25 protein-coding genes are annotated in these 26,616 nt (G+C 71.4%); 9 read left to right on the forward strand and 16 right to left on the reverse strand.

The window, feature by feature from the left end:
- Positions 1 to 20: 20 nt before the first annotated feature.
- A complete protein-coding gene (locus OHU89_RS21050) occupies positions 21 to 578 on the forward strand; it encodes a GtrA family protein (protein WP_405644963.1) in 558 nt (185 codons plus the stop codon).
- Between the two features lie 9 nt (positions 579 to 587).
- Here OHU89_RS21050 and OHU89_RS21055 read toward each other — a convergent pair whose 3' ends face one another.
- A complete protein-coding gene (locus OHU89_RS21055; protein ID WP_405644964.1) occupies positions 588 to 1,859 on the reverse strand; it encodes an ATP-binding protein in 1,272 nt (423 codons plus the stop codon).
- Positions 1,860 to 1,976: 117 nt separating this feature from the next.
- Positions 1,977 to 2,654 carry a response regulator transcription factor gene (locus tag OHU89_RS21060; protein WP_266826134.1) on the reverse strand — a complete coding sequence of 226 codons (678 nt, stop codon included), beginning with the start codon at positions 2,652 to 2,654 and terminating at the stop codon, positions 1,977 to 1,979.
- A gap of 392 nt (positions 2,655 to 3,046) precedes the next feature.
- Here OHU89_RS21060 and OHU89_RS21065 point away from each other — a divergent pair, with 392 nt between their 5' ends.
- Positions 3,047 to 4,543 (forward strand): oligopeptide:H+ symporter, encoded by a 1,497-nt coding sequence (locus tag OHU89_RS21065; RefSeq protein ID WP_405644965.1) that lies wholly within the window; start codon positions 3,047 to 3,049, stop codon positions 4,541 to 4,543.
- Positions 4,544 to 4,638: 95 nt separating this feature from the next.
- Positions 4,639 to 5,448 carry an alpha/beta hydrolase gene (locus tag OHU89_RS21070; protein WP_405644967.1) on the forward strand — a complete coding sequence of 270 codons (810 nt, stop codon included), beginning with the start codon at positions 4,639 to 4,641 and terminating at the stop codon, positions 5,446 to 5,448.
- A 61-nt stretch (positions 5,449 to 5,509) separates the two neighbouring features.
- Here OHU89_RS21070 and OHU89_RS21075 read toward each other — a convergent pair whose 3' ends face one another.
- The 7 genes from OHU89_RS21075 to OHU89_RS21105 all read right to left on the reverse strand — a co-directional run bounded on the left by OHU89_RS21075 (position 5,510) and on the right by OHU89_RS21105 (position 12,393).
- The gene (locus tag OHU89_RS21075; RefSeq protein WP_405644968.1) at positions 5,510 to 6,790 is read right to left on the reverse strand and encodes a hypothetical protein; all 1,281 of its coding nucleotides are present in this window, start codon (positions 6,788 to 6,790) and stop codon (positions 5,510 to 5,512) included.
- Positions 6,787 to 7,848, reverse strand: coding sequence for a hypothetical protein (locus OHU89_RS21080; RefSeq protein ID WP_405644970.1), 1,062 nt, complete (start codon positions 7,846 to 7,848; stop codon positions 6,787 to 6,789). Before OHU89_RS21080 ends, OHU89_RS21075 begins: the two co-directional genes overlap by 4 nt.
- Positions 7,845 to 8,660 carry an LPXTG cell wall anchor domain-containing protein gene (locus tag OHU89_RS21085; RefSeq protein WP_405644972.1) on the reverse strand — a complete coding sequence of 272 codons (816 nt, stop codon included), beginning with the start codon at positions 8,658 to 8,660 and terminating at the stop codon, positions 7,845 to 7,847. The genes OHU89_RS21080 and OHU89_RS21085 overlap by 4 nt, the downstream gene beginning before the upstream one ends.
- A 124-nt stretch (positions 8,661 to 8,784) precedes the next feature.
- On the reverse strand, positions 8,785 to 9,483 hold the full coding sequence (locus OHU89_RS21090) for an LPXTG cell wall anchor domain-containing protein (protein ID WP_405644973.1): 699 nt from the start codon (positions 9,481 to 9,483) through the stop codon (positions 8,785 to 8,787).
- 168 nt (positions 9,484 to 9,651) lie between these two features.
- Positions 9,652 to 10,929, reverse strand: a complete 1,278-nt coding sequence (serS, locus tag OHU89_RS21095) for a serine--tRNA ligase (protein ID WP_405644975.1) — start codon at positions 10,927 to 10,929, stop codon at positions 9,652 to 9,654.
- Positions 10,930 to 11,264: 335 nt separating this feature from the next.
- Positions 11,265 to 11,780, reverse strand: coding sequence for an ATP-binding protein (locus OHU89_RS21100; protein WP_405644977.1), 516 nt, complete (start codon positions 11,778 to 11,780; stop codon positions 11,265 to 11,267).
- A 235-nt stretch (positions 11,781 to 12,015) separates the two neighbouring features.
- Positions 12,016 to 12,393 (reverse strand): STAS domain-containing protein, encoded by a 378-nt coding sequence (locus OHU89_RS21105; protein ID WP_405644979.1) that lies wholly within the window; start codon positions 12,391 to 12,393, stop codon positions 12,016 to 12,018.
- A gap of 240 nt (positions 12,394 to 12,633) precedes the next feature.
- Here OHU89_RS21105 and OHU89_RS21110 point away from each other — a divergent pair, with 240 nt between their 5' ends.
- Positions 12,634 to 13,539 carry an RNA polymerase sigma factor SigF gene (locus tag OHU89_RS21110; RefSeq protein ID WP_266891486.1) on the forward strand — a complete coding sequence of 302 codons (906 nt, stop codon included), beginning with the start codon at positions 12,634 to 12,636 and terminating at the stop codon, positions 13,537 to 13,539.
- A 71-nt stretch (positions 13,540 to 13,610) separates the two neighbouring features.
- Here OHU89_RS21110 and hutI read toward each other — a convergent pair whose 3' ends face one another.
- The 4 genes from hutI to hutU form a co-directional block, all read right to left on the reverse strand.
- Complete coding sequence (hutI, locus tag OHU89_RS21115) at positions 13,611 to 14,906, reverse strand: imidazolonepropionase (RefSeq protein ID WP_405644981.1); 1,296 nt, start codon at positions 14,904 to 14,906, stop codon at positions 13,611 to 13,613.
- Positions 14,903 to 16,255, reverse strand: coding sequence for a formimidoylglutamate deiminase (locus OHU89_RS21120; protein WP_405644983.1), 1,353 nt, complete (start codon positions 16,253 to 16,255; stop codon positions 14,903 to 14,905). Before OHU89_RS21120 ends, hutI begins: the two co-directional genes overlap by 4 nt.
- A complete protein-coding gene (locus tag OHU89_RS21125) occupies positions 16,252 to 17,460 on the reverse strand; it encodes an allantoate amidohydrolase (RefSeq protein ID WP_405644985.1) in 1,209 nt (402 codons plus the stop codon). Before OHU89_RS21125 ends, OHU89_RS21120 begins: the two co-directional genes overlap by 4 nt.
- A 224-nt stretch (positions 17,461 to 17,684) precedes the next feature.
- Entirely contained in the window at positions 17,685 to 19,349 is a 1,665-nt protein-coding gene (hutU, locus tag OHU89_RS21130; RefSeq protein WP_323185156.1) for a urocanate hydratase, read from the reverse strand.
- Positions 19,350 to 19,464: 115 nt separating this feature from the next.
- On the opposite strand from hutU, the gene OHU89_RS21135 reads away from it, so the two are divergent.
- The 5 genes from OHU89_RS21135 to OHU89_RS21155 all read left to right on the forward strand — a co-directional run bounded on the left by OHU89_RS21135 (position 19,465) and on the right by OHU89_RS21155 (position 23,234).
- Positions 19,465 to 20,868, forward strand: a complete 1,404-nt coding sequence (locus OHU89_RS21135) for a diaminopimelate decarboxylase (RefSeq protein WP_405644987.1) — start codon at positions 19,465 to 19,467, stop codon at positions 20,866 to 20,868.
- Positions 20,869 to 21,055: 187 nt separating this feature from the next.
- The gene (locus OHU89_RS21140) at positions 21,056 to 21,442 is read left to right on the forward strand and encodes a hypothetical protein (RefSeq protein WP_266826105.1); all 387 of its coding nucleotides are present in this window, start codon (positions 21,056 to 21,058) and stop codon (positions 21,440 to 21,442) included.
- Positions 21,439 to 22,317 carry a transcriptional regulator gene (locus tag OHU89_RS21145; protein WP_405644989.1) on the forward strand — a complete coding sequence of 293 codons (879 nt, stop codon included), beginning with the start codon at positions 21,439 to 21,441 and terminating at the stop codon, positions 22,315 to 22,317. The genes OHU89_RS21140 and OHU89_RS21145 overlap by 4 nt, the downstream gene beginning before the upstream one ends.
- A 34-nt stretch (positions 22,318 to 22,351) precedes the next feature.
- On the forward strand, positions 22,352 to 22,837 hold the full coding sequence (locus tag OHU89_RS21150) for a roadblock/LC7 domain-containing protein (protein WP_405644991.1): 486 nt from the start codon (positions 22,352 to 22,354) through the stop codon (positions 22,835 to 22,837).
- Positions 22,838 to 22,859: 22 nt separating this feature from the next.
- A complete protein-coding gene (locus tag OHU89_RS21155; RefSeq protein WP_046257532.1) occupies positions 22,860 to 23,234 on the forward strand; it encodes a hypothetical protein in 375 nt (124 codons plus the stop codon).
- A gap of 3 nt (positions 23,235 to 23,237) precedes the next feature.
- Here the strand turns inward: OHU89_RS21155 and OHU89_RS21160 are convergent, their stop codons facing one another.
- The 3 genes from OHU89_RS21160 to OHU89_RS21170 form a co-directional block, all read right to left on the reverse strand.
- Positions 23,238 to 23,831 carry a hypothetical protein gene (locus tag OHU89_RS21160; RefSeq protein ID WP_405644993.1) on the reverse strand — a complete coding sequence of 198 codons (594 nt, stop codon included), beginning with the start codon at positions 23,829 to 23,831 and terminating at the stop codon, positions 23,238 to 23,240.
- Between the two features lie 81 nt (positions 23,832 to 23,912).
- Positions 23,913 to 24,833, reverse strand: a complete 921-nt coding sequence (locus tag OHU89_RS21165; protein ID WP_405644995.1) for a MurR/RpiR family transcriptional regulator — start codon at positions 24,831 to 24,833, stop codon at positions 23,913 to 23,915.
- Entirely contained in the window at positions 24,830 to 26,518 is a 1,689-nt protein-coding gene (locus OHU89_RS21170) for an aromatic amino acid ammonia-lyase (RefSeq protein WP_405644997.1), read from the reverse strand. Before OHU89_RS21170 ends, OHU89_RS21165 begins: the two co-directional genes overlap by 4 nt.
- Positions 26,519 to 26,616 lie beyond the last annotated feature (98 nt).

Below are 26,616 nucleotides of genomic sequence, written 5' to 3' on the forward strand. Positions count from 1 at the left end.
GGACGGGGGCTTGCGCGACCATGGGACGTGTTTCCTCGGCGCTTCATGCGGCGCCTCCGAGCGCGGTACGACAACGCGTCGACCGGCTCGTGCGCGAGGCCGCCAAGTTCGGCGCCGTGGGCGGAGCGGGTCTGCTCGTCAACCTTCTCGTCTTCAACCTGGTGCGGCACACGACCGACCTCCAGGTGGTGCGCGCCAGTGTGGTCGCCACGGTCGTGGCGATCATCTCGAACTACATCGGCTTCCGGTACTTCACGTACCGGGAGCGCGACAAGAGCGGCCGCACCAAGGAGCTGACCCTCTTCCTGCTGTTCAGCGCGGTCGGTCTCGTGATCGAGAACGGCGTGCTCTACGCGGCGACGTACGGATTCGGCTGGGACAGCCCGCTGCAGAGCAACGTCTTCAAGTTCGTCGGCATCGGCATCGCCACCCTGTTCCGCTTCTGGTCCTACCGGTCGTGGGTGTTCAAGACCCTGCCGGGGCCCGAGGTGGTCGCCAGCGCGGAATCGTTCCTGGCGGAGGCGGAAGAAGTACAGACCCGGCGACCGAAGCAGCGGGCCAGGCAGCGGGTCGGCTGAGCCGCCCGGTCACCGTACGGTCGGTTCCGCTTCCGGTACCGGCTTCTGCACCGGCGTACGCGACAGGAACAGCCCGAACACCGCCGGCTGCGCCTGGAGCATCTCCAGACGCCCCCCGTCGGCCTCCGCGAGGTCACGGGCCACGGCGAGGCCGATACCCGTCGAGTTCCGCCCGCTGATCGCCCGCTCGAAGATCCGTGCGCCCAGGTCCGCGGGCACCCCCGGCCCCTCGTCCGTGACCTCGATGACCGCCTGGTTGCCGGTCACCCGGGTACGCAGCGCCACCGTGCCGCCACCGTGCATGAGCGAGTTCTCGATCAGCGCCGCCAGCACCTGCGCCACCGCGCCCGGTGTACCGACCGCCCGCAGATGCCGCTTTCCGGAGCTCACGATGGCGCGGCCCACGCTGCGGTAGGCGGGGCGCCACTCGGCGAGCTGCTGCTGGATGACCTCGTCGAGGTCGAAGGAGACGGCGGAGCCGGTACGGGGGTCGCGGGAGTTGGTGAGCAGCCGCTCCACCACGTCCGTCAGGCGTTCCACCTGCGTGAGCGCGATGGTCGCCTCTTCCTTCACCGTGTTCAGGTCGTCGGTGAGGGTGATCTCCTCCAGGCGCATGGACAGGGCGGTGAGCGGCGTGCGCAGCTGATGGGAGGCGTCCGCCGCCAGCCGCCGCTCAGCGGTGAGCATGCGGGCGATGCGCTCGGCGGAGGAGTCCAGGACGTCGGCGACCCGGTCGAGCTCGTGGACGCCGTAGCGCTTGTGCCGGGGGCGCGGGTCGCCGGAACCGAGCCGTTCCGCGGTCTCGGCGAGGTCGGTCAGCGGCGACGCGAGCTTGTTGGCCTGCCGTACGGCGAGCAGTACGGCCGCGATCACCGCGAGCAGTGCCACCGCCCCGATGATCAGCAGGGTGCGGCCGACCTCCCGGGTCACCGACGAGCGCGGCTCCTGGACGGTGACCGTCTCGCCCTCCTCGCCCGTCTCCGTGGCGCTGATGACGTCCCCGGTCGCCTTGGTGCCGACCTCGATGACGGGCTCTCCCGGGATCCGGATCACGGCGTACCGGTCCCCGGCGACCTGCTCCTTCAGCACCTGCGCGTCGACGGTCTGCTCCCCGAGCAGCCGGCTGTCCACGATGCTGGCCAGCCGCACGGCCTCGGAGTCGACCCGCTCCTGAGCGCTGTTGCTGATGGTGCGGGTCTCGACGATGACGAGGCTCAGACCGAAGACGGCGATGACGACCAGCACCACAGCGAGGGTGGACTGAATAAGACGGCGACGCACGGGGCCCTCCGGGCAGGTGACTTACGTTGAGCTTTGTGCCGACGGCACGGTCAACTCCCTAGGGGCGCGGGGAACTGCGCGACCAGCCCCCCACGGACCCGCAGCCGCCGACGACGCTCAGCTCTTCTCGAACCGGAAGCCCACACCACGCACGGTGGCGATGTAACGGGGGTTGGCCGCATCGTCGCCCAATTTCTTCCGCAGCCACGAGATGTGCATGTCGAGCGTCTTGGTCGACGACCACCACGTCGTGTCCCACACCTCACGCATGAGCTGGTCACGCGTGACGACCCGCCCGGCATCCCGCACCAGGACCCGCAGCAGGTCGAACTCCTTGGCCGTGAGCTGAAGCTCCTCCTCGCCCATCCAGGCACGGTGGGACTCCACGTCGATGCGCACCCCGTGCGTCGCCGGCGGCTGCGCCGGCTCCGCGGCACCGCGCCGGAGCAGGGCCCGGACACGGGCGAGCAGTTCGGCGAGGCGGAACGGCTTGGTGACGTAGTCGTCGGCGCCGGCGTCGAGCCCCACGACGGTGTCCACCTCGTCCGCACGCGCGGTGAGGATGAGGATGGGCACGGTGAGGCCTTCGGCGCGCAGTCGGCGGGCCACCTCGAGGCCGTCCATGCCGGGGAGTCCGAGGTCCAGCACGACCAGATCGATGCCGCCCTGGATGCCGGCGTCGAGCGCGGTGGGGCCGTCCTCGCGCACCTCGACCTCGTACCCTTCCCGTCGCAGTGCGCGGGCCAGCGGCTCCGAGATGGACGCATCGTCCTCGGCGAGCAGTACACGGGTCATGAGCTGATGGTAGACCGCGCATGACAGAAGCTGGGGTGTGATCGCAAGCCCGTGATTCTTACCATGGGGCGTTCTGGTACGAACCTATGTCTCGACGGTGAGAAGGTAGTAAGGACCTTGGAAAAGGTGCCTACGGCTCCACTAGCACCTGTGATCCATCTCTCAAGTCCTTTTATTTCCGGCGCTGTCCTGCCGTATGGTGAAAGACGCCTTTAGCACCACGGGGACCTTTGGCAATCATTTGACGCTGAAGGTCTCTTTTGTGTGCGGGCCGGAAACCGCCGGCCTGAAGGAATGACCCGTGGCCGGGCCCCCAGGAGGGGACGGCGACCACCGGGCGCGCAGAGCCGCTCACGCATCAGCACGCGCGTCCCGACCAGCAAGGAACGACCATGGCGTCCAGCCTGACGAAGGACTCGGCCCGACCGGGCACCCCCGGCACCGAGCAGACCTTCTTCGGCCACCCCCGCGGACTGGCCACTCTCTTCATGACCGAGATGTGGGAGCGTTTCTCCTACTACGGCATGAGGGCTCTCCTCCCGCTGTACCTCGTCGCCCCGGGCGGCCTCCACCTCAGCGCCGCGACGGCGACCGCGATCTACTCCGTGTACGTGTCGCTGGTGTACCTGCTCGCGCTGCCCGGCGGCTGGTTCGGCGACCGCGTCTGGGGTCCCCGCAAGACCGTCGCCGTCGCCGGTGGCGTCATCATGCTCGGCCACCTCACCCTGGCCCTGCCGAACTCCGGCACCTTCTACGCCGGTCTCGGCCTCGTGGCGATCGGCTCCGGTCTGCTGAAGGCCAACATCTCGACGATGGTCGGCCACCTCTACGAGGGCAAGGACGACCCGCGTCGCGACGGTGGCTTCACCGTGTTCTACATGGGCATCAACCTCGGCGCGTTCGCCGCGCCGCTGGTCATCGGCACCATCGGTGAGAACGTCAACTGGCACCTGGGCTTCGCGCTCGCCGCGCTCGGCATGGCGCTGGGCCTCGGCCAGTTCCTGATCGGCTCCCGTCACCTCGCCGACCGCTCCAGCGTCGTCCCGACGCCGCTGTCCGCCGAGGAGAAGGCCTCCACGCTGCGCAAGGCCGCGATCTGGGCCGCCATCGCCGTGGTCTTCTACGCGGTCGTCGGCTTCTCCGGCCACTACACGCTGAACTGGATCCTGGTCCCGCTGACGCTGCTCGGCCTGATCATCCCGGTGATGGTGCTGGCCCGCATCAAGCGCGACAAGGACCTGGACCGCACCGAGCAGCGCTCGATGTCCGCGTACATCTGGTTCTTCGTGGCCGCGGCCGTGTTCTGGATGATCTACGACCAGGGCGGCTCGACCCTGTCGATCTTCGCCGACTCCTCCGCCGACAACACCGTCTTCGGCTGGGAGTTCCCGGTCTCCTGGTACCAGTCGGTCAACCCGGTCCTGATCATGGCGCTGGCCCCGGTCTTCGCCTGGTTCTGGCTCGCGCTGAACCGGCGCGGCAAGGAGCCGAGCACAATCGTGAAGTTCGCCTCGGGTCTGGTCCTGGTCGGCGCGTCCTTCTTCCTGTTCCTCGCCCCGCTGTCGATCGCCGAGGGCGGTCACAAGGCGGCCGCGGCGTGGCTGGTGGCGATCTACTTCGTCCAGACGGTGGGCGAGCTGCTCCTGTCGCCGGTCGGCCTGTCGGTGACGACGAAGATGGCCCCGGCCAAGTACGCCTCCCAGATGATGGGCGTCTGGTTCCTGGCCGTCACCGCCGGTGACGCCACGACCGGTCTGCTCTCCATCGCCGGCGTCGACTTCAACAAGACGGGCATCGTCGCCCTGGAGGCCACGCTCGCCGTGGTCGCCGGTGTCGCGGTCTGGATGTACCGCAACCGCGTCAAGGAGCTCATGGGCTCCGTGCACTGACGTTTCTTCGAACGAAGGGCCGCCTCACCACCCGGTGCGGTGGCCCTTCGGGGTTTTCCGGCCGCGCTCGAGGACCGCACCACACCATCGGGAGCATGCGTCGTACGTTTCTGTCGGTGGCCGCGGCCCTCGGCTTCCTCATGTCGTCGTCCGGCACGGTCGTGGAGGCGGTCCCGGAGACGATCCCGTACGGCGGCCACGAACAGCAGACCATCACGGTGTACGGCGACCGGGGCGCCCCGCCGCTGGTGATCCTGCACGGCGGGTACTGGGCCGAGGACGCCGACTGGAGCCGCGCGGCGCGGTGGCTGGCGGCCCAGGGCTTCCGTGTCTACGAGACCGACTACCGCCTGAACACCGACGCCCGCTGGCCCGCGCAACGCGAGGACGTCCGGGCGGCTCTGCGCTGGATCGCCGCCGACTCCCCGGGCCGGCCCCTGCTGCTCGGCTCCTCCGCGGGCGGCCAGCTCGCCCTGGACGCGGCGACGTACGGCGCGGGCGGATCGCTGGTCCGGGGCGTGGTGGCCCTGTCCCCGGTCGCCTCCCCCTACCGCGCCTGGGTGGACGACGGCCCCGGAGCCACGGCCCAGCAGCGCCGCTTACGCCAGGAGGCGCAGCGCCTGGTCGGCTGCGACCCCGACCGCACGGGCCCCCGCTGCTGGACCCGCTGGGGCGACCTCGCGGCCCGCGCACACGCCTCCGGCGCGGACGACGCCCCGATGCTGCTCATCCACTCGGAGCGGGACTTCGTACCACCGGCCCACTCCGCCGAACTGGCGGCAGCGGAACGGAGATTGGGGCACAAGGACATCACCGTACGCACGCTGGAGGGCGCCTCACACGGAGGCGCCCTCATGAGCCAGGCGAGGGAACTGGTCCTGAGCTGGCTGTTGAAACACGCGTAGGCACCAGCCCCCTAGGGGCGCGGGGAACTGCGCGACAAGCCCCCACCGGCCGTAAGCCCCATCACCGCAGACGCCGCCGCCCCGGAAGGAATGTGAACACAGCCGCACCCAACAACACGGCCGTACCAGCCACCAACCCCAGGGCCTTCAACGCGCCATGGTCCTCGGACCCCGTCGCGGCGAGCCCCCCGGAGGACGACGAAACGCCGCCTCCCGTGGACGACGATCCACCGGACGCCCCGCCCTCCTGCTCGGTCGTGTCCAGGGTCAGCGACACGGACGTCTTGTCCGGCGTGCACTTCGTCGTCGTACCGAGCGCCTCGATCGTCAGCACCCCCGGCGACAGCGTCGACTCCCCCGTCGCCCCCGGCTTGTACGTGCCGGTCATGTCGGGGATCTCGATCGGGTCGCCCGACTTGATGTCCTCGGCGTTGGTCGGCCCCTCCACATGCACCGAACCCTCGTCGTCGCCGCCCAGGACCACGTCCATGGAGGGCTTGATGGAGTCCTTCGGGATGTTGGCCGGGCTGTTCATCGGCGACTTCTTGAACTGCACGGTGAGATCGAAGTTCCCGCCGTCCTTCTTGGCGTTGATCTGGATCGTGGAGGTCGCCTTCTGCGTGCCGATGGGCGACTCGCAGGTGTAGGGGATGTCGACGACCTCGCCGGTGAAGTCGGTCTGGCCGCCGTCGGTCTCGGACGGACTGGAGGAAGGGCTCTCCGTGGCACTCTCCGTCGGCGTCGGGGACGTGCTCCCGGTCTCGGTCGGACTCGGAGTCGGTGACGAACTCCCTTCCCCCTCCTCGACCTTGATGGTCGCCGCCGACTGCACGGTCTCCGTCGGCGTGCAGTTCGTGTCCGTACTGAAGACGGTGATCTTGTACGCGTCCGGCGTCAGCGTCACCTCGCCGACCGTCGTCAGCTTCAGCTTGCCCTTCATGTCGGAGAGGACCATGTCGCCGCCCTTGGGGATGGCCGGGTTCTCCTGCGGCCCCTCCATCGGGACGTCGGCGGTCTGGGCGCCGGCCGCCTTCAGGGTGCCGGACGGCTTGACGGAGTTCGCCGGCAGGTCGATGAGGTCGGGGTTCTTGGAGGCGGCCTGGACGAACTTCCACACCACCTCGACCTCGTCACCGACCTTGGCGGTAGCCGGCGCGGTGATCTCGACCTTGGTGGTGCCGTCGACCGGATCGAGCCCGGAGGCCGCGGGCGGTACGCACTTGGTGGCGAACGACACCTCGGCGGCCTGCGCGGGCCCCGCGGCCACACCGATCAGCGCGCCCGCACAGCCGAGTGCGAGCGCGACTCTCGCGCCCGGCAGGACTCTCCTTCGCTGTCTCACGTGGATCCCTTTCTGGTGGGGGTCGTCGAGTTGTCGTCGTGCGGTGCGGAGAGCCGACCGGCCGCGCCCGGATCGGAGTCCGGGGTGAACCACGGCAGGGTCGAAGAGGGCGGCGGCTCCCGGTCCGGGGTGTGCAACCCCGGGAGCCGCAGGGTGAGTTCGGGCAGTCGCAGCCGGACCGGGGTCCGTGCGCGGCCGGACCGGTGCGGCCGCGCCCGGTCGATCAGGGCCATCCCGATCCGGAACAGCGCGGCGGGCACGACCAGACAGACCAGGACCCAGAACAGGGTCACGCCCCAGGGCCGGCCCACGCCCCAGGGCTGTTCGGCGAGGACCTTGCCGCCGTACTTGAGGGACACGGTGTAGTCGCCGTGCGCGCCGCCGGTGAGCTCGACGGGCAGTTCGATGCGCGCCTTCTTGCCGGGCTGGATCGTGCCGCGCCACTGCTGTTCCTCCCACTGCGGCGCGAACACGCCGTGGGAGGTGCCGACCTGGAAGACGGGGTTCTTGATCTCCGAGGTGCCGACGTTGCCGACGGTGAAGACGAGGGTGCGGGCGGGCGGTGCCCCGAACCAGGTCAGCAGTCCGCCGGAGCCGTCGAGCCGGGTGTCGGTGAGCACCGACAGTCGCCCGCCGGAGGCCTCGGCGGGCAGCGGCTCCACGGCGTGTCCGGCGACCTGGAAGATGGCGTCGGCCTCGGCCTTCGCCCCGGTCACCGTCGCCACGTGCACCACACAGGGGCAGGGCACGGGCGGCTCGGCGACCGGCAGCTTCTTGCTGAAACGGCCGTCGGCATCCGTGGTGACGGCCCGACCGTCGGCGTTGGCACAGGAGTTGGTGCCGCCGGGCACACCCCGCGACGGCACGGCCTGACCGCAGACCAGGATCATCAGCAGCGCCTTCGACCGCCAGCCGCTGCCGGTGACGGTGATCGAACCGCCGGTCCCCGCCTGGGACTTGGAGAGCTTCACGGTGGGCCGCTCGGCGGCCTGGACGGGCAACGACACGACCGACACCAGCGCCAGGAGCGCCGCCAGCACCAGGATCCGCACCTTCACGACACCGCTCCCGTCAACTCGACCTCGGCACAAGAGGGTTCAGGCGCGTCACCCTTACGGCGCCTTCGACGTCGTACGACGAACAGCGCACCCCCGGCCGCCACCACCCCGGCGACCCCCACCCCCCACGGCCCGTCCCCCGTCGACACACTCGCCGCGTCCCGCACCCCACCGGCCGCCGTCACCGTCAGCCGCACCTCGACGGAGTCCAGCGCGGGCGCACTCCATGGCTCGCTGAGCTTGAGCCGCCGCCCCGGCTCCAGTTCGGCCGACAGGGTGCGTGGGGCCCGGTCGAGGACCCGGCCGAAGAGGCCGTCCGCGCGGACCGCGACCGTGGGCACGAGGGGCGTCGTACCCCGGTTGACCAGCTCGTACGTGATGCGATCACCGCGCACGGCAAGGTGCTCGACGGTCAGCGCGGACACGGTGGGCACGGCGGCCCGGAGGTGAACGGCCACCCGCCGGGTACGCCCGTCGGAGTCCCGGACCACGATCTCGGCGCCGCCGTCCTCGTCCGGAACGGTCACGGTGAAGGGCACCTCGGTACGCGTCCCCGGAGCCAGCCGAAGCCGGGAGTCGACGAAGACGAGACGGGCGCCGACGCCCCTCAGCGAGACGTCGACAGCCCGCTCCCCCCGATTGACCAGCGCCACCATGTCCTGCAGCACCACCCCGGGCTCGCCCTCGGCATAGAAGACAGGCCGCTCCTCACCGAGTGGCACAACGGACCACCCGTCGGCGGCAGTTGCAGCCGACACAGTGGTCAACAGGGTGAAGACGGTCAGTCCCAGCACACGAAGGGCGAACGACATCGGCGGCTCCGTAAAATCGTGCGTTGCGGTACGCGCCCCCTAAGGGGCGCGGGGAACTGCGCGACAAGCCACAACGGCGCCGCAGACGCAGACGGCCATGGCGCGGCACCCCCGAAGGCGCATCTCACCCCGCAGAACGCCGACGCCTCCGCGTGACCCACAACGACCCCGCCGCCCCCGCGAGCAACACCGTGCCGCCGAGCGTCCCGAGCGCGATCGCCGAATCCTCGGGCCCGGTCTGCGGAAGCGAGTCACCGGAACCGGAGTCGGAGTCGGAGTCGGACCCACTCTGCGTACTCCCGCCGGAGCCACCCGCGGCACTCACATCGAGACTCAGAGACGGCCCAGGACTGTTCGTCGGCGTACACGTAGTCGTCGTACCGAGCGCGATGATCGTCAGCACACCTGCCGTGAAGGTGACTTTGCCGGACTCCTTCGGCGTGTACGTTCCGCTCAAGTCATTGATCTTGATGGGGGTGTTGGCGGGCACCACCGCCTGGTTGGCCGAGCCGGTCACCTTCAGGGTGCCCTTCTCCGCACCGCCCAGCTGGATGACCGCGCTCGGCTTCATCGACCCCTTGCCCAGATCGACCGGGCTGGACGAGACGCCCTTCTGCCAGGACATGGTGATCTTGTAGCCGCTGCCGCTCTTGACGCCCTTGATGTCGATGGGCGAGACGGCGCTCTTGTCGCCGATCGGCGTCTTGCACTGGTACTTGACGTCGACGACCTCGGCCCGGGCGGCGGGGGCGGCCATCAGCACCACCGAGCCGGCCAGGGCCGCGGTGGACGCGAGCGCGGCGGTTCGTTTCCGGTACGACACGGTTCCGCTCCCTTACTCGTTTCCCTGACTGGTTCCTGTCTTGCGCGAGTACCTGACGGCACATCAGATGGGCCGTCAAGGTACGCCCGGGCTCGCGAGGAGGGAAGACAAGGTGCGCGCCGGAGTTGTGACGATCCGGCGCGCACGGAAGGGGGTTCGGGTGGAGAGCTAACCCCGGGTAACCCGAGGACGGAGTAGTTCTGGGGCTCCCCAGCGCCTCAGTACCTGCGGCACCTCGACCGTTCCGTCGGCCCGCTGGTGCTGTTCCAGGATGGCGGGCAGCAGCCGGCTGGTGGCGAGGCCCGAGGCGTTGAGGGTGTGGACGTACGCCGACTTGCCGCCGCCCGCCGGGCGGTAGCGGATGCCGCCGCGCCGGGCCTGGTACTCGCGGGCGTTCGACACCGAGCTGACCTCTGCGTACGCGCCGAGACTGGGCAGCCACACCTCGACGTCGTAGGTCTTGGCCTGGGCGGGGCTGGTGTCCTCGGCGGCGAGCTGGGTGACCCGGTGGTGCAGTCCCAGCCCGGCGACCAACTCCTCGGCGCGGGTGAGGAGCTCCAGCTGAACGGCGGCCGAGTCCTCGGGGCGGGCGAACTGGAACAGCTCGACCTTGTTGAACTGGTGGCCGCGCAGGGTGCCGCGGTCGGCGGTGCGGTGGCTGCCGCTCTCCTTGCGGTAACAGGGCGTGTAGGCCACGTACTTGAGCGGGAGTTCGGCCTCGTCGAGGGTCTCGCCGCGGTGCAGGTTCACCAGGGCGGTCTCGGCGGTGGGCAGGAGGAAGTGGTCGTCGTCCGTGCGGAAGACCTCGTCGGCGAACTTCGGGAACTGGCCCGCCGTATAGCCGGCTTCGTAGGTGAGCAGGTGCGGCGGCAGGACGAACTCGTAGCCCGCGCGGCGGTGGGTGTCGAGGAAGTGGTTGAGCAGCGCCCACTCCAGTGCGGCGCCCTCTCCCCGGTAGACCCAGTAGCCGCTGCCGGCGAGCCGGGTGCCGCGTTTGTGGTCGACGAGGCCGAGTTCCTCGGTGAGCCGGACGTGGTCCTTGGCGTCGAAGTCGAACGCGGGTGGGGTTCCGGTGGCCCGTACGACCTGGTTGTTCTCCTTGCCGCCCGCGACGACGTCATCGTCCGGGAGGTTGGGCAGGGCGTCCAGGAACGTCCGGTGTTCCCGCGTCAGGCGGGCGAGCTCCGTCTCGGCCGCGGCGAGCCGGTCGGTCAGCTCCTTGGCGTCGGCCTGGAGCCCCTCGGCGGCTTCGCCCGCGCGGCGTCGTACGGCGATGTCGGCCGAGATCCGCCGCCGCTCCCCGCGCAGCCGCTCCACGGCGGTACGGGCCTCTCGGAACGCGGCGTCCAGGGCGAGGAAGGCGGGGATGTCGGCGTCCACGGCGCGCTTGCGCAGGGCGCCCTGGACCCGGTCGGGGTGCTGTCGGATGAGGGTGACGTCGAGCATGGTGCCCGCTCCGTCCGGTTCTGCCGGAACGGCAGGCGCCGCCCCGGGGTCGGTCCCTCGGGGCGTGGGCGAGAGGGTGCTCGCGGTGCCACCACGCCTTCACCGTCGTGGAACCGGATCACTCCGGCCCGTACGGCGGTCTCGTTCAAGCCCGATGACGGGGGCCGGCCGGCGGGGCATTTCCTCCCCGCACTCGGGAGTGGATTCGCACCGGGACCGCGAGGCCGCCTTCACAGCTGTCGGCGGCTCTCTCTGCTCGCGTGGCCCGGGGCTACTTGTCTCCGTCAGCGCGTTGCGGTCGAGGGTAGGGGGCCGGGCCCGGCGCGCCAACCGGATTACGCCGGTGCGCCCAGTTCCGCCCACACCTTCTTGCCCGCGAGTCCGGGGCTGCGGACCACACCCCAGTCCAGGCAGAGGCGCTGCACGATGAACATGCCGTGGCCGCCGGGGCGGCCCGCGCGGTGCGGGGTGCGGGGGGCCGGCTGGCCGTTGCCCTTGTCGGAGACCTCGATGCGGATCACCTTGTTGTCGAGCGCGATCCAGAGCTCGTCGGGGCCCTCGGCATGCAGACAGGCGTTGGTGACCAGCTCGGAGACGACGAGCAGGACATCCTCCGCGGCGGCCCGCTGGTCGGCGGTGGCGGCGGGCAGCCAGCCCCACGCGTACAACGCCTGACGGGCGAAGTCGCGGGCCAGGGGGACGACGCCGCTCGCGCCGTCGAAGCTCAGTCTGCGGACCTGCCGGCCCGCCGACGACTCGGGCGGCACGGCCGCACCCCCTTCGGACATCCCGGAAGCGCCGTCGGCCTCCGGGCCGCGGTCGCCCGGCGTGAAAGGCCGGGTGCTGCTCATCAGCGCTTCACCTCACCGATTCACCAGTTCACGATTCAATAGTCAGAGTGCAGTACGTAGATCGACGATGGATCCGTCGCCGCGCCTGACGCCTTTTTCAGGATGTCTCCTGCCCGACCGAACCGGCAGAACACCCCCTGTTTCGCCCCGCGTCTTTCCCCGCGAGGGCGGACGCGCGTGGAGAGCACCGGTCGCACAGGGACGCCCGGGGCACCGCGGGGCCCGACGGACCGGCTCAGCCGGTCTCGTCGGCCAGGGCCGCTTCGAGCGTGTCATGGACGGTGAAGACCGCATCGGCGCCGGTGATCTCGAAGACGCGCGCCACCACGGGCAGCATCCCGGCGAGATGCACTCCGCCACCGGCGGCCTCGGCCTTCAGTCGTGCGCCGAGCAGTACGTTGAGCCCGGTGGAGTCACAGAACTCCAGACGCGAGCAGTCCACCACCAGCCGGTTGAAGCCCTCGTCGAGGCAGGCCTCGAGTGGCTCACGCAACAGATCGGCGGTGTGGTGATCCAACTCACCCGCCGGGGTCACGACGGCGCTGGCGCCTTGTTTCCGCACCTCGACCAGAAGCCGGCCAGACTGTGCGCTGCCGACCGTCCCGCGGTCCATGCCGTCTCTCTCTCCCGACGTCGTGGCTGCTCCTGACGCCCACGAACACTACGCCTTCCCTCCACGCCCTGACACCCGAACATCTGCACACAAACGGACATATCCGAACAGAATGCACTTGCGGTGGGGTCGGGAAAGCGGGTAGGGCTAGTAAGGACACGTACTCGACACGGCCGGCTTTGGAGGCGCCGCACACCGCAGTGCACGCAAATGGCTTCGGCAGCCCATATGCCGAGAACGATGGAGGACATCATGTCACCCCGGCTCGACGCCTCGCATACCCAGACAGCGACGTCGACATCCCCCCCGGAACATCTGGATCCCATCGAGCAGGACGACCTACTTGCCGGGCTTCCGGAGATCCCCCCGTTCGACGAGGTGGGGCCGGTGGACGCACGGGCCCTGTCCAAGACCCTCTTCGCGCGGCTGGAGTCGCTGGAGGAGGGCACCCACGAATACTCGTACGTCCGTAACACGCTCGTCGAGCTCAACCTCGCCCTGGTCAAGTTCGCCGCCTCCCGCTTCCGCTCCCGCAGCGAGCCGATGGAGGACATCATCCAGGTCGGCACGATCGGCCTGATCAAGGCGATCGACCGCTTCGAGCTCGCCCGTGGCGTGGAGTTCCCCACCTTCGCGATGCCAACCATCGTCGGTGAGATCAAGCGCTTCTTCCGCGACACGTCGTGGTCGGTGCGGGTGCCCCGACGGCTCCAGGAGCTCCGGCTCGACCTCGCCAAGGCCGGCGACGAGCTGGCCCAGCAGCTGGACCGTGCGCCGACGGTGGGTGAACTGGCCGAGCGCCTGGGCCTGACCAAGGACGAGGTCGTCGAGGGCATGGCCGCGTCCAACGCGTACACGGCCTCTTCCCTGGACGCCCAGCCGGAGGAGGACGACGCCGAGGGCGCCCTGGCCGACCGGATCGGCTACGAGGACCACGGCATCGAGGGCATCGAGTACGTCGAGTCCCTGAAGCCCCTGATCGCCGAACTCCCGCCCCGGGACCGGAAGATCCTCTCCCTGCGGTTCGTGGCGGGGCTGACGCAGTCCGAGATCGGCGACGAGCTCGGGATCTCGCAGATGCATGTGTCGCGGTTGCTGTCGCGGACGCTGGTGCGGCTGCGGAAGGGGCTGACGGTCGAGGAGTGACCCCACCCGGTGCGAGCGCGGGGCACGACGGTGGTGAGTGCGGGGCGTGCGGGCGGATCTGACGTTTTTGCTCAGATCTCGCGCACGCCCCGTCGCCATACCCCGGCGACCAACGGTACGCCCGGCCGGTAGGCGAGGTGGACATGGCTCGGGGCGTCGAGAAGGGTGAGGTCGGATCGGGCGCCCGGACCGAGGCGGCCGATGTCGTCGCGGCGCAGGGCCGCCGCGCCGCCCGCCGTGGCCGACCAGATGGCCTCGTCGGGGGTCATGCCCATGTCCCGTACCGCGAGGGCGATGCAGAACGGCACGGACGAGGTGAAGGACGAGCCCGGGTTGCAGTCGGTCGACAGGGCCACCGTCACGCCGGCGTCCAGGAGGCGGCGGGCGTCCGGCCACTGCGCGCGCGTGGAGAACTCGGCGCCGGGGAGGAGCGTGGCGACGGTGCTGCCGCTCGCCAGTGCCTCCACGTCGGCGTCCGTGAGGTGGGTGCAGTGGTCGGCGCTGGCGGCGTCGAGTTCGACGGCGAGCTGGACGCCGGGGCCGTAGGAGAGCTGGTTGGCGTGGATGCGCGGGTGCAGCCCCTTCGCCTTGCCGGCCGTGAGGATCGCGCGGGCCTGGTCGCCGTCGAAGGCGCCCTTCTCGCAGAAGACGTCGATCCAACGGGCGTACGGGGCACAGGCGTCGAGCATCTCGCCGGTGACGAGCTCCACATAAGCGGCCGGGTCCTCGGCGTGGTCGGGCGGGACGATGTGCGCGCCCAGGTAGGTGACCTCCTCGGTGTGCGCGGCGGCGATGCGCAGGGCGCGGGCCTCGTCCTCGACGGTCAGGCCGTAGCCGGACTTCGTCTCGAAGGTCGTGGTGCCCTGACGGAGGGCCTCGGCGAGGTAGCGCGTGAGGTTGGCCTCCAGGTCGGCGTCGCTCGCCGCCCGGGTCGCGGCGACCGTCGTACGGATGCCGCCCGCGCTGTAGGCCCGCCCCGACATCCGGGCGTTGAACTCCTGCGTCCGGTCGCCTGCGAAGACGAGGTGGGAGTGGGAGTCCACGAAGCCGGGGACGACCGCCCGGCCGGCCGCGTCGACCCGGTTGTCAGTGGCGGGTGCTTTGCTTTGATCACCGGTCCACACGACGCGGTCGCCCTCGATGACGACGGCCGCGTCCTGGATCAGTCCGAGGGGGGATCCGTCACCGAGGGAGGGGTCGTTGGTGACCAGGGCGGCGATGTTGGTGATGAGCGTGCTTGCGGTGCTCGCGGAGTGGGCGGGGCTGACGGTCGTCGCGTTGCTCATGGCGTCCTTGGTGGCCTGGTCGGCGGTGGGGGCGGGTTCGGGGACGGGAGCGGGCCGCGCGGGCGGGCGGCCCGGGGTCATCCGCGCAGGGCTTCGACCGCGTCCGCGAGGGCTTTCGGTACATCCGGTACGAGGCAGTGGACCCCGTCCCGTACGACATGCCGACCGCCCACGACCGTATGCGACACGTCTGCTGCCGACGCGGCGAATACGGCCGTCTCGGCCCCGAGCCGCGGAAGCGGCCCTGCCGTCCTGACCGAGTCGAGCGCGATGGTCGTGAAGTCGGCGAGCGCGCCGGGTTCCAGGGTGCCCGCCTCGTCCCAGCCGAGGGCCGCGTGACCGTCGGCGGAGGCGGCCCGTAGCAATGCGGCGGCGGTCCAGTGGCCCCGGGTGCGGGTGCGCAGCCGCTCGTTGAGCTCCATCGCCCGTGCCTCTTCGAGCAGGTCGATGACGGCGTGGCTGTCGGAGCCGAGGGAGAGCGGGGAACCCGCTCTCTGCAGGGCGACCGCGGGTCCGATGCCGTCCGCGAGGTCGCGTTCCGTCGTGGGGCACATACAGGTGCCGGTGCCGGAGTCTCCGATGAGGGCGATGTCCTCGTCGGTGAGGTGGGTGTTGTGGACGCCGGTGGTGCGGCGGCCGAGGACGCCGTGCTCGGCGAGCAGCTGGGTGGGGGTGCATCCGTGGGCCGCCCGGCAGGCGTCGTTCTCGGCGGTCTGCTCGGACAGATGCACATGGAGCGGGGCCCGCCGCTCCTCGGCCCACTGCGCCACGGTCGCCAACTGGCCGGCGGGCACGGCCCGTACGGAGTGGACGGCCGCCCCGATCCGCGCGTGATCCCGTTCCTTGAGAACTGAACAGCGTTCGGCCCAGGCGTCCGCGCTGCCGTCGGAGAAGCGCAGCTGGTGGGTGTTGGGCGGCTGTCCGCTGTGCTTGTTCAGGATGCCGGAGGAGAGGTAGGCGGTGTCGAGGAGGGTGATGCGGATGCCGGCGTCGGCGGCGGCCGCGATGAGGGCCTCGCCCATGGCGTTGGGGTCGGCGTACGGGGTGCCGCCGGGGGCGTGGTGGACGTAGTGGAACTCGCCGACCGCGGTGATGCCGGCCAGGGCCATCTCGGCGTAGGCGGCCCGGGCGAGGGCGTGGTAGGTCTCCGGGGTCAGCCGGTCGGCCGTGGCGTACATGACCTCGCGCCAGGTCCAGAAGGTGCCGGAGCCGACCTGGACGGTGCCGCGCAGGGCGCGGTGGAAGGCGTGCGAGTGGGCGTTGGCGAGGCCGGGCAGTGTGAGGCCGCGCAGGATCTCGGCGCCGGGGGGTGGGGTGGGTGTGTCGGTGCGGACGGTGGTGATGCGTCCGTCCTCTGTCGCCACGGCCACGCCCAGCTCGACGTGGGTGTCGAGCCAGGCGTGTTCGAGCCAGTAGGTCTTCCGGGTCACCTGCAGGCCAGCCCTTCCAGTACGTCGGCGAGTGCGAGTACCCCGGCCACGCAGTCGTCCTCGGCCGCGAACTCGGCCGGGGAGTGCGAGACACCCGTGGGGTTGCGTACGAACAGCATGGCGGTCGGGATGTGCCCGGAGAGGATCCCGGCGTCGTGTCCGGCGCCGGTTCCCAGGACGGGGACCTTGAGGTCGGTGCCGCTGCTGCTGCCGAGGATGCGGGCGAGTTCGTCGCGCAGGGCGTGGTCGAACTCGACGACGGGCGTGAAGGACTCGCGGACCACGTCGAGGTCGATGCCGTGGGCTGCCGCGTACTCGCGGGCGGCCTTCTCGACCCCGCCGACGACAGCGTCCAGGCTCTCCTGGTCGGCGGCGCGGGAGTCGAGCCAGCCGCGGACGAGGGACGGGATGGCGTTGACGCCGTTGGGCTCGACGGAGATCTTGCCGAAGGTGGCGACGGCACCGGCGAGTTCGGCCTCGCGGCGGGCGGCGAGGACGGTCTCGGCGTAGGACAGCATCGGGTCGCGCCGGTCGACGAGCCGGGTGGTGCCGGCGTGGTTGGCCTCGCCCCGGAAGTCGAACCGCCACCGCCCGTGCGGCCAGATGGCGCTGGCGAGCCCGACCCGGTCGCCGGACAGGTCCAGCGCCCGGCCCTGCTCGACATGCAGCTCGACGAAGGCGCCGATGCGGGAGAGCCGCTCCGGGTCCGCGCCGAGGGCGTCGGGGTCGTACCCGGCGGCCTCCATGGCCTTCGGGAGCGTGACCCCGTCCCCGTCGGTGAGCTTGTGCGCCTGCTCGACGGTGAGCTGCCCCGAGGTGAGCCGCGATCCGACACAGGCCAGCCCGAACCGGGCGCCCTCCTCGTCGCCGAAGTTGACGAGGGCGAGGGGCCTGGTGAACGTCACCCGGCGGGCGCGGAGTTCATCGAGCGCGGCGAAGGAGGACACGACGCCGAGGGGCCCGTCGAAGGCACCGCCGTCCGGCACGGAGTCCAGATGCGACCCGGTGACGACGGCGTCCCCGGCGGAGGGATCCCCGAGCCAGGCCCACTGGTTGCCGTTGCGGTCCAGCTCGTAGGTCAGCCCACGAGCCTCCGCCTGCTCCTTGAACCAGGCCCGGCACTCGGCGTCGGCGCCGGTCCAGGCGTAGCGGCGGTAGCCGTGGGAGTCGGGGTGCCGGCCGATGGGGCGAAGGTCGCTCCACATGGTGTGGAAGGAATCAGCGGCTGGGCCGAGCTGCGAACCGCCGTCCGACCCAGGCTGAGCGCCGGCCGGCCCAGGCTGTCCCGCGGCCGCTCCAGGCTGTGGGCAGTCGTTCCGCAGGGCGATGGGGGTCCCCCCGCTCGAACGGAGTTGAGTGTGGGGGAGGGTGGGCAAAGCCGGACCCTCAGCCGCCGCCGGAGAGTTGCCGCGCCCGCTCTCGCTCACCGTCACGCGTCGTCACCCTCGCGCATCGGCACCCGCACACCCCGCTCATCGGCGACCGACGCCGCGATGTCGTATCCCGCGTCCACGTGCCGGATGACACCCATGCCGGGGTCGTTCGTCAGCACCCGCCGGAGCTTCTCGCCGGCGAGCTTCGTGCCGTCGGCCACGGACACCTGACCCGCGTGGATCGACCGCCCCATGCCCACGCCGCCACCGTGGTGGATGGACACCCACGACGCACCGGACGCCACGTTCACCATGGCGTTCAGCAGCGGCCAGTCGGCGATCGCGTCGGAGCCGTCGAGCATGGCCTCGGTCTCACGGTAGGGAGAGGCGACGGAACCCGAGTCGAGGTGGTCGCGGCCGATCGCCAGCGGGGCCGCCAGCTCGCCCGAGGCCACCATGTCGTTGAAGCGTTCGCCGGCCTTGTCGCGCTCGCCGTAGCCGAGCCAGCAGATACGGGCGGGCAGGCCCTGGAAGTGGACCCTCTCCCCCGCCATCTTGATCCAGCGGTGCAGCGACTCGTTCTCCGGGAACAGCTCCAGGATCGCCTTGTCGGTCTTCGCGATGTCGGACGCCTCGCCGGACAGGGCCGCCCATCGGAAGGGGCCCTTGCCCTCGCTGAACAGCGGCCGGATGTACGCGGGGACGAAGCCCGGGAAGGCGAACGCCCGCTCGTACCCGGCGAGTTGGGCCTCGCCTCGGATCGAGTTGCCGTAGTCGAAGACCTCGGCGCCGGCGTCCATGAAGCCGACCATGGCCTCGACGTGGCGGGCCATCGACTCACGGGCGCGCTCGGTGAACCCGGCGGGGTCCTTCGCCGCGGCGTCCGCCATGTCCTCGAAGGCGAGGCCCGTCGGCAGATACGCCAGCGGGTCGTGGGCCGAGGTCTGGTCGGTGACGATGTCGATGGGGGCGCCCATGGCGAGCAGCTGCGGCACCAGGTCCGCCGCGTTGCCGAGGACGCCGATGGACAGCGGCTTGCGCTGGTCACGGGCCTCGACCGCCAGCTGGAGCGCGTGCTCGAGGCTGTCGGCCCGTACGTCCAGGTACCGGTGCTCGATCCGGCGCTCGATCGCCCGCGGGTCGCAGTCGATGCAGATCGCGACACCGTCGTTCATGGTGACGGCGAGCGGCTGGGCGCCGCCCATGCCACCGAGGCCGGCGGTGAGGGTGATCGTCCCGGCGAGGGTGCCGTCGAACTTCTTCGCGGCGACGGCGGAGAACGTCTCGTAGGTGCCCTGGAGGATGCCCTGGGTGCCGATGTAGATCCAGGAGCCGGCGGTCATCTGGCCGTACATGGTCAGGCCGAGGGCCTCCAGGCGGCGGAACTCCTCCCAGTTCGCCCAGTCGCCGACGAGGTTGGAGTTGGCGATCAGTACGCGCGGCGCCCACTCGTGGGTCTGCATGACACCGACGGGCCGGCCGGACTGGACCAGCATCGTCTCGTCCTGCTTGAGGGTGCGCAGGGTGCGGACCATCGCGTCGAAGGAGCGCCAGTCACGCGCCGCCTTGCCCGTGCCGCCGTAGACGACGAGCTTGTCGGGGTGCTCGGCGACCTCGGGGTCGAGGTTGTTCTGCAGCATCCGCAGGGCGGCTTCCTGCTGCCATCCCAGGGCGCTCAGTTCCGTACCGCGCGACGCTCGGACGGGGCGGGGTCCTGACATGGTCTGCCTCCTAGCGGACTGTTGCTGCTGTTATTCACATCCTGACTTTCTGAATAGACCTAGTCAATAGCACGGTCCTTCGGCATGGGGCCGGAACCGGTGTTTGGCTGGATGCATGGGCACGGACATCGACCTGACGGGGGACGGCGTGGACAACGGCAACGGGGAGCACCTGGCACGCGCGATGCGGCGGGACGAGGCGGTGCGGGCCGCCGTGGAGCAGGGGCTGCTGGGGCCCGGCCACCCCATCGTCGGCCTTCTGGACGTGACCGGCATCCGGGAGTCGGCGGCCGAGCTGCGGGCGGCGTTCGACGCGGTCACCGCGCCCGGCACCCCGGTGCTGCACGCCTTCGCGGTGAAGGCGACCCCGCTGGTGCCGGTGCTGCGGCTGCTGCGGGAGGCGGGGATCGGCGCGGAGGTGGCCAGTCCGGGCGAGCTGGCGCTGGCGCGGGCGGCGGGGCTGCGTCCGGAGATGACCGTTCTGGACTCGCCCGCGAAGACGCCGGCGGAGCTGCGGGAGGCGCTGGCGCTGGGGATCGCCGTCAACGCCGACAATCCGCAGGAGCTGGACCGTATCGACGCGCTCATGCGGTCCGCCACGAGCCGCTCCCCCATCGGGATCCGGGTCAACCCGCAGGTCGGCGGGGGTTCGATCGGGGCGACGTCCACGGCCACGGCGACCTCGAAGTTCGGGGTGGCGCTACGGGACGAGGGCGCCCGGGAGTGGATCGTGCGGGCCTACGCCGACCGCCCCTGGCTCACCCGGCTGCACGCGCACACCGGCTCGCAGGGCATCCCGCTGTCGCTGATGGCGCAGGGGGCCGCGGAGACGTACGCGCTCGCCGAGGAGATCAACCGGAGCCTCGGGCGGCGGCAGATCGACACGGTCGACATCGGTGGCGGGCTGCCGGTGAACTTCGGCTCGGACGCGACGGCGCCGACGTACGCGCAGTACGCGCGGCTGCTGAGCGAGGCGGTGCCGGGGCTGTTCGACGGGCGGTACGGGCTGGTCACCGAGTTCGGGCGGTCGCTGCTGGCCAAGCACGGGACGGTCGTGGCGCGGGTCGAGTACGCCAAGGGCGCGGGCGGGCGTGCGGTCGCGGTGACGCACGCGGGGGTGCAGGTGGCGACGCGGACGGTGTACGTGCCCGGGTCGTGGCCGCTCAGGATCGCGGCGTACGACGCGAAGGGGCGGCCCAAGGAGGGGCCCGACGTGGTGCAGGACATCGCCGGGCCGGCCTGTTTCTCGGGGGATCTGCTCGCCGAGGCGCGGGCACTGCCGCTGCTGGAGCAGGGGGACTACGCGGCGGCGCTGGACACGGGGGCGTACTACTTCGCGCATCACTACGCGTACAACTCCCTGGCCCGGCCGGGCATTTACGGCTTCGCCCCGAGCAACGGCCGTGGTGCCGGCGGCGGTGGCGGGGTCGCTTTCGCGACCGTCCGTACGCCGCAGACACTCGACGAGATCGTGGCCGAATCCGGAGGGGCGCACGCGTCCGGGCTCACCACCCTCTGAGCAATCGCGCGCCGTTGACGCACGCCGGTGGACATGTGGGTCAACTGTTCCGAAAACAAGCTCAGTTGACCCACCTTAGTCATCTGACGCATGTTCCACTGGAAAATGCCAGAATCCTCACCCCTCACGCACACCCTGCGTAGTTTCGGCGTCACTCAGCCGAACCCCATGCGGGAGGGGAACCGCGGTGCCCGGAATCGACGAGTGTCTGCTGGAAGCCATGCAACTACCCGGTGCCCGGGGCGCCGCGCTGGTCGACTGGACCAGCGGCCTGGCCCTGGGCACCGCCGGGGAGTCACCGGGCGGCGACCACGAGGCGGCCGCCGCGGAGGCGGCCGAGCTGGCCCGACTGGCCGCCGAACACCGGGCGTTCGCCCCGGACGACGACGTCACCGACCCACCGGTCGAGGACGTCATCATCAGCAACCGGGACAGCTACCACGTCCTGTGCTTCGTCCGGACGTCCTTCGACAGCAGCGTCTTCCTGCATCTGTGGCTGGCCCGCGTGGAGGGCAACCTCGCGCTGGCCCGTATCCGGCTCGGTGAGATGACCGGACGGCTGGTGCTCGGATGACGACGGTCAGGACCTCACCACCACCCAGACTGCCGGTGCGGGACAAGGCGGAGGCCCGCGACCGGGCGTGGGGCGGCGTCTCACCGATGCTGACCCGGCTCGCCGCCGAGCGGGCCACCGGCGTCCTCGTCCGCGAGCGCGGCACCCTGCATCTGGCCGAGGGCCGGGTGGTGCACGCCGAGAGCCCCCTGGCGCCGGGCCTCGACGTGCTTCTCACGGCCCGCGGCACGCTGGACGCGGACACCTGGAACCAGGCGGTCGCCGAGGCCGACGGCGCTCCCGGCGCCGGTCTGCTGCTGGCCGGGCGCGGCCGGCTCACCCGGGGCGCGCTGGAGCTGTGCCACCTGGAGGCGCTGTACGACGCCGCCTACTTCGCGCTGGCGCCCAGCAGCAGCCCGGGCCGCTTCCGGTACACGGGCGCCGGCCGACTCGGTGCCGTGCACCCGGTCACCGTGGCCGCCCTGGAGCACGAGACGCTGCGCCGCCGCGACCTGCTGCACCGCATCTGGCCCGACCCCACGACCGACGAGGCTCCGCTGCTGCACTCCGACGCCCCCGCCGCCCCCGGCCTCACGGCCCGCCAGCGTGCGGTGCTGCACCTGGTCGACGGCGTCCGCGCGGCGTCGGACATCGCCCACCGGCTGGGCCGCCCGGCGTTCCACACCCTGGTGGACGTACGGCGGCTGGCGGCGGCCGGGGTCGTGACCCGCGACCGGGCCGCCACCCCCGTCAGACCCGGCCCCGTGCGCCACGGCACGCCGATACCCCTGGCCACCCGCGGCCCCCAACGCCCCTCCGATGCGGCCATGCCCGAGGTCGCCGATCCCGACATCACGTTGTTGAAGAGGCTCAGGGATGCGCTGGAGTCCCTTTGAGCGGCAGCGGGCACGCGCCGAGAGGAGAGACCTGATGGCGGCCGAACCCGAAATCCTGGAGGAGCTGCGCCGGTTGAGAAGCCGGGTGCCGCACCTCACCGGCGCCCTGGCGGCGAGCGTGGACGGACTCGTCATCGCCCAGGACACGCCCGGTGTCGAGCCCGAGGGCATGGCCGCGCTGACCGCCGCCGCGCTCGGCGTCGCCGTACGGCTGGCCGACGCGACCGGGCAGGGCGACTTCCGCGAACTGCTGGTGCGGGGGGCGTACGGCTATGTGTCGACGTACTCGGCGGGTCGCACGGCCGTCCTCACCCTGCTCGCCCAGGACGGCGTGAGCGTCGGGCGGCTGCATCTGGAGGGCCGTCGCGCCAGTGCCCGCATCGGGGAGCTCGTCGACTCCCGGGCCCCCGTCGAGACGCCCGCGAAACCGGCCCGGGCACCCTCCCGGACCGGCACCCCACGAACGAGAACGGCGCGCACACCACGTACCACCAACGCGCGCACATCCACGGAAAGTTGAACCCGAGTAGAGGGGCACCACCATGGCCAACACCGAAACCTGTCTGAAGGAAGCTCTCGCCTCCATCGAGGGCGCGACCGGAGTCGCCCTCGTGGACTACACCAGCGGTATGGCGCTCGGCACGATGGGCGGCAGCAAGAGCTTCGACCTGAACGTCGCGGCCGCCGGGAACACCGACGTCGTGCGCGCCAAGATGCGCACCATGGAGCACCTGGGGCTCAAGGGGCAGATCGAGGACATCCTGATCACGCTCTCCGACCAGTACCACCTGCTCCGTCTGATCAGCGGTCGCGGCGGCAACGGACTGTTCATCTACCTGGTCCTGGACGCCAAGCGCTCCAACCTGGCGATGGCCCGCCATCAGCTGCGGAAGATCGAGGAGGACCTGGAGGTCTGACGCTCAGACCAGTGCCGCGGCGCGGCGGCGCGCCCCGCCCGGGGCCGCGTCGCCCGCCGCGATGCCGGTGCCGCGGTACGCCTTGACCGCCTTGCCGGCCGGGCGTCCGCCGCGTGCGTCGAGCCAGTCGACCCGCACCCACAGCAGGGCGTCCTCGGCCCGCTCGCGCCGCCCGAGCCACGCGGCCTTCAGCCACAGTCCCACGCCGGTCCCGGCGAGCAGCATGCCGCCCGCCGCGGGGACGACGAAGGAGCTGCCCAGCGCGGCCGCGAAGGCGAGCAGCAGCCACCAGCGGTGGCCGCGGCGCCAGTTCCGTACGGTCACCGCGCGGTCCTGGAGCACATCGTGCTTGCCGGCGCGGGCGGCACCGCGGGTCAGGGCGGTGTAGCGCTTGCGACGACGGTACGCCACGACGGCCGCCGCGACGATGAACAGCGCCGCCCCGGCCAAGACGCCGATCCGGCGCCCGGTCAGCCCCGGCACCAGGACGCCCACACCGGCCGCGAACACCCCGGCCCACCACAGCGGCGCGGCCCCGGCGCGTACGACGACGGCCACCCGGGCCAGACCTTGGGCTCTGCGATCTCCGTGTGCCACGTTCCGCCTCCTAGCCGTTCCGGCACAGTCCTTCGGCGGCGCAGGTTAGTAAGCGAACGTGAGACGAGTCTTAAAGCCGCGTCATTCCACGAAAAGACCCCGCGCCGCCGCCCGCGCGTCGAACTCCTCGAGGCGGGCCTGCGCCTGCGGCAGGTCGTCGCACATCGCCTCCAGCAGCACCCGCCCGAGCAGCATCGGCGCGCACGCGGTGTCGAAGGCGAGCCCGGTGCCCACGGCGGCCGGCAGCAGCAGGTCGGACACCTTGGCGACCGGCGCGAACGCGGAGTCGGCGACGGTGACGACGGTCAGCCCGGCCTCCTTCGCGTACCCGAGGGTGTCCACGACCTCCCGCGGATGGCGGGGCAGCGCGAAGCACAGCAGCGTCGAGGCGCCCGCGCGGACGGCGGCGTCGATCCGGTCGTGGATCATCGTGCCGCCCTCGTGGAGCAGCCGTACGTCCGGATGGACCTTGGCGGCGAAGTACGCGAAGCCGTACGCCTGGGAGGCGGCCGCCCGCAGGCCCAGCACCGGCAGCGGACGCGAGGCCGCGAGCAGCCGTCCGGCCTTCTGCACCGGCCGCGGGTCGGCGAGCAGCTCCGCCAGGTGCCTGAGGTTCTCGATCTCGGCCTCGACGGCCTGCTGGTATTCGTTGTACGACGCCGAGGCCGCCGTCTGTTCGGCGGGCGCGACCTCGCGCAGGTGCTTGCGCAGGGCCGGGTAGCCGTCGAAGCCGAGGGCGACCGCGAAGCGGGTGACGGACGGCTGGCTGACCCCGGCGAGCTCGGCCAGCTCGACGCTGGACAGGAACGGCACGTCGGCGGCGCGCCGCACCATGCTGTGCGCGATGCGCCGCTGGGTCGGTGTGAGCCGGTGCCCCTCGAAGAGCGCCTGGAGCCGTGCGGCCGGGCTGTCGGCCACGGCCGTGGCCTTCTCGCCACCGCGCTCGGCACTCGGCTCGCCACCGTGCTCGCCACCCTGCTCCGCGGCCTTCTCCGCGCTCATGACTCGCTCCCCCTCCAGATGTCCGTGAACCGGTCGAGCAGTGCGGTCGCCGCCGTCACGTCGTCCGTGAGCGGCCGGTCGGCCTGGTCCTCGTCGAGCACCGCCATGGCGAGCTCCAGCGCGCGGCCCACCGGGAGGTCCGGGTCGGGGCCGAGGTCGCGCTGGCGCAGCGCCCGTACGGCGGCGACGAGTTCGCAGCCCACCACCAGACGGTACGCACCGCACGCCCGCAGTGTCTGACGTGCGGCGAGCGAGGCGAAGCTGGCCTGTTCCTCGACGCCTCGGGAGAGTACAGCGTGGCCGAGCGACGCGGGTGCGGAGAAGGCCCGCAGATCGCCGAGGGCGGCGCCGGCGGCGTACTCCAGGATCATCACGCCGGAGGAGGCGGGTTCGTGGTCGGCGAGGAAGGGGCGCAGGCGGGTGTAGGCGGGCTCGTTGAGGGTGGAGAGCCGTGACGTCGACAGCCGGGCGACCTGTGTCAGCGCCAGTCTGAAGTGGTCCAGGGCGAGGGCGAGTTGGGCCTGGTAGAAGCCGCCGTGGTGGTAGGCGGCCATGTCCCCGGGGGTGATCAGCGGGTTCTCCGCGGCCGCGTTGATCTCGATCGCGACGACCTCCTCCAGGGCGTCGGCCGCGTCATGGGCGGGACCGTGGATCTGGGGCAGACACCGGAAGCCGTACGGGTCCTGGATCCGCCCGAGCGGCGGGGTGGGCCGCTCGTCGGCGCCGATCAGCTCCCGCATCCGCCGGGCGACTTCGGAGGACCCCCGGTGCGGCCGGGCGGCATGCACGGGCGCCGCGTACGCCTCGTGCGACCCGTCCACGGCCAGCAGGGACAGCGCCCCGACGACCTGCGTGGCCTCCAGCAGCCCCCGCAACTCGTGCAGGGCGAGGGCGGCCTGACCGAGGGTGAGGGCATTGCTGCTGATGAAGGCGAGGGCGTCGTTGTTGTCGAGGAGCTGCGGCTCGGGTGCACCGACCGAGCCCCGGGACTCCCCGGAACCCCCCGCACCGAGCCCGCCGGAGCTGCCGCGCGGCCCCGAGCCACCTGAGACACCGCGCGAGCCCGAGCCGCCGGCGGCGTCCACGCCGGGCCCACCGCGAACGCCGCCGCCGAGCCCGCCGAAGGTGCCGGATAGACCCCCGCCCGCTCCCGCCGCACCCCGCCACGGGTGCTCCCCCGCCAACGCCAGCCCCGCCTGGGCCAACGCCGCGATGTCTCCCGTGCCCACGGACCCGAACTCGTTGACGACCGGATACGCCCCGCTCTCCAGCGCCTCGCACAGTGCGGTGACCACGGTCGGCCGCAGCCCCGCCCCGCCCGCAAGGAGCTGGTTCGCACGGACGGCGAGCATCGCGCGGACCTGCCTCGCCGGGAGTTCCTCCCCGATCGCCCCGGCGTGGCTGCGCAACAGCCGCAGCCCGTGCTCCGCGGCCGCCTCGGTGGGCACGGACTCGTTCCGGTTGGCGCCGACGCCGGTGGAACGGCCGTAGACGCGCCCGGTCGCGGCGATCTGCCGGGCGGCGTCCCAGGACTCGGTCACCCGCTTCATCGCATCGGTCCCGGGCACCGGCCGCGCGGCCCCGTCGGCGAGCCGCACGACGTCCGCGACGCCGAGTCCGATCCCGTCGAGGACCACCAGACCGGTGTGCACAGAACCGGGCGCGTCCACGATCCGAGACGACATCAAGCCCAAACTCCCCTCAATCCGGACACACGATCTTGCCTGCCGGTCATCCGTTACGTCGGATTTACATCAAGCCGTTGACAAGTTATTCAGCTACA

Source organism: Streptomyces sp. NBC_00019, assembly GCF_045041015.1.
Lineage (GTDB): Bacteria > Actinomycetota > Actinomycetes > Streptomycetales > Streptomycetaceae > Streptomyces.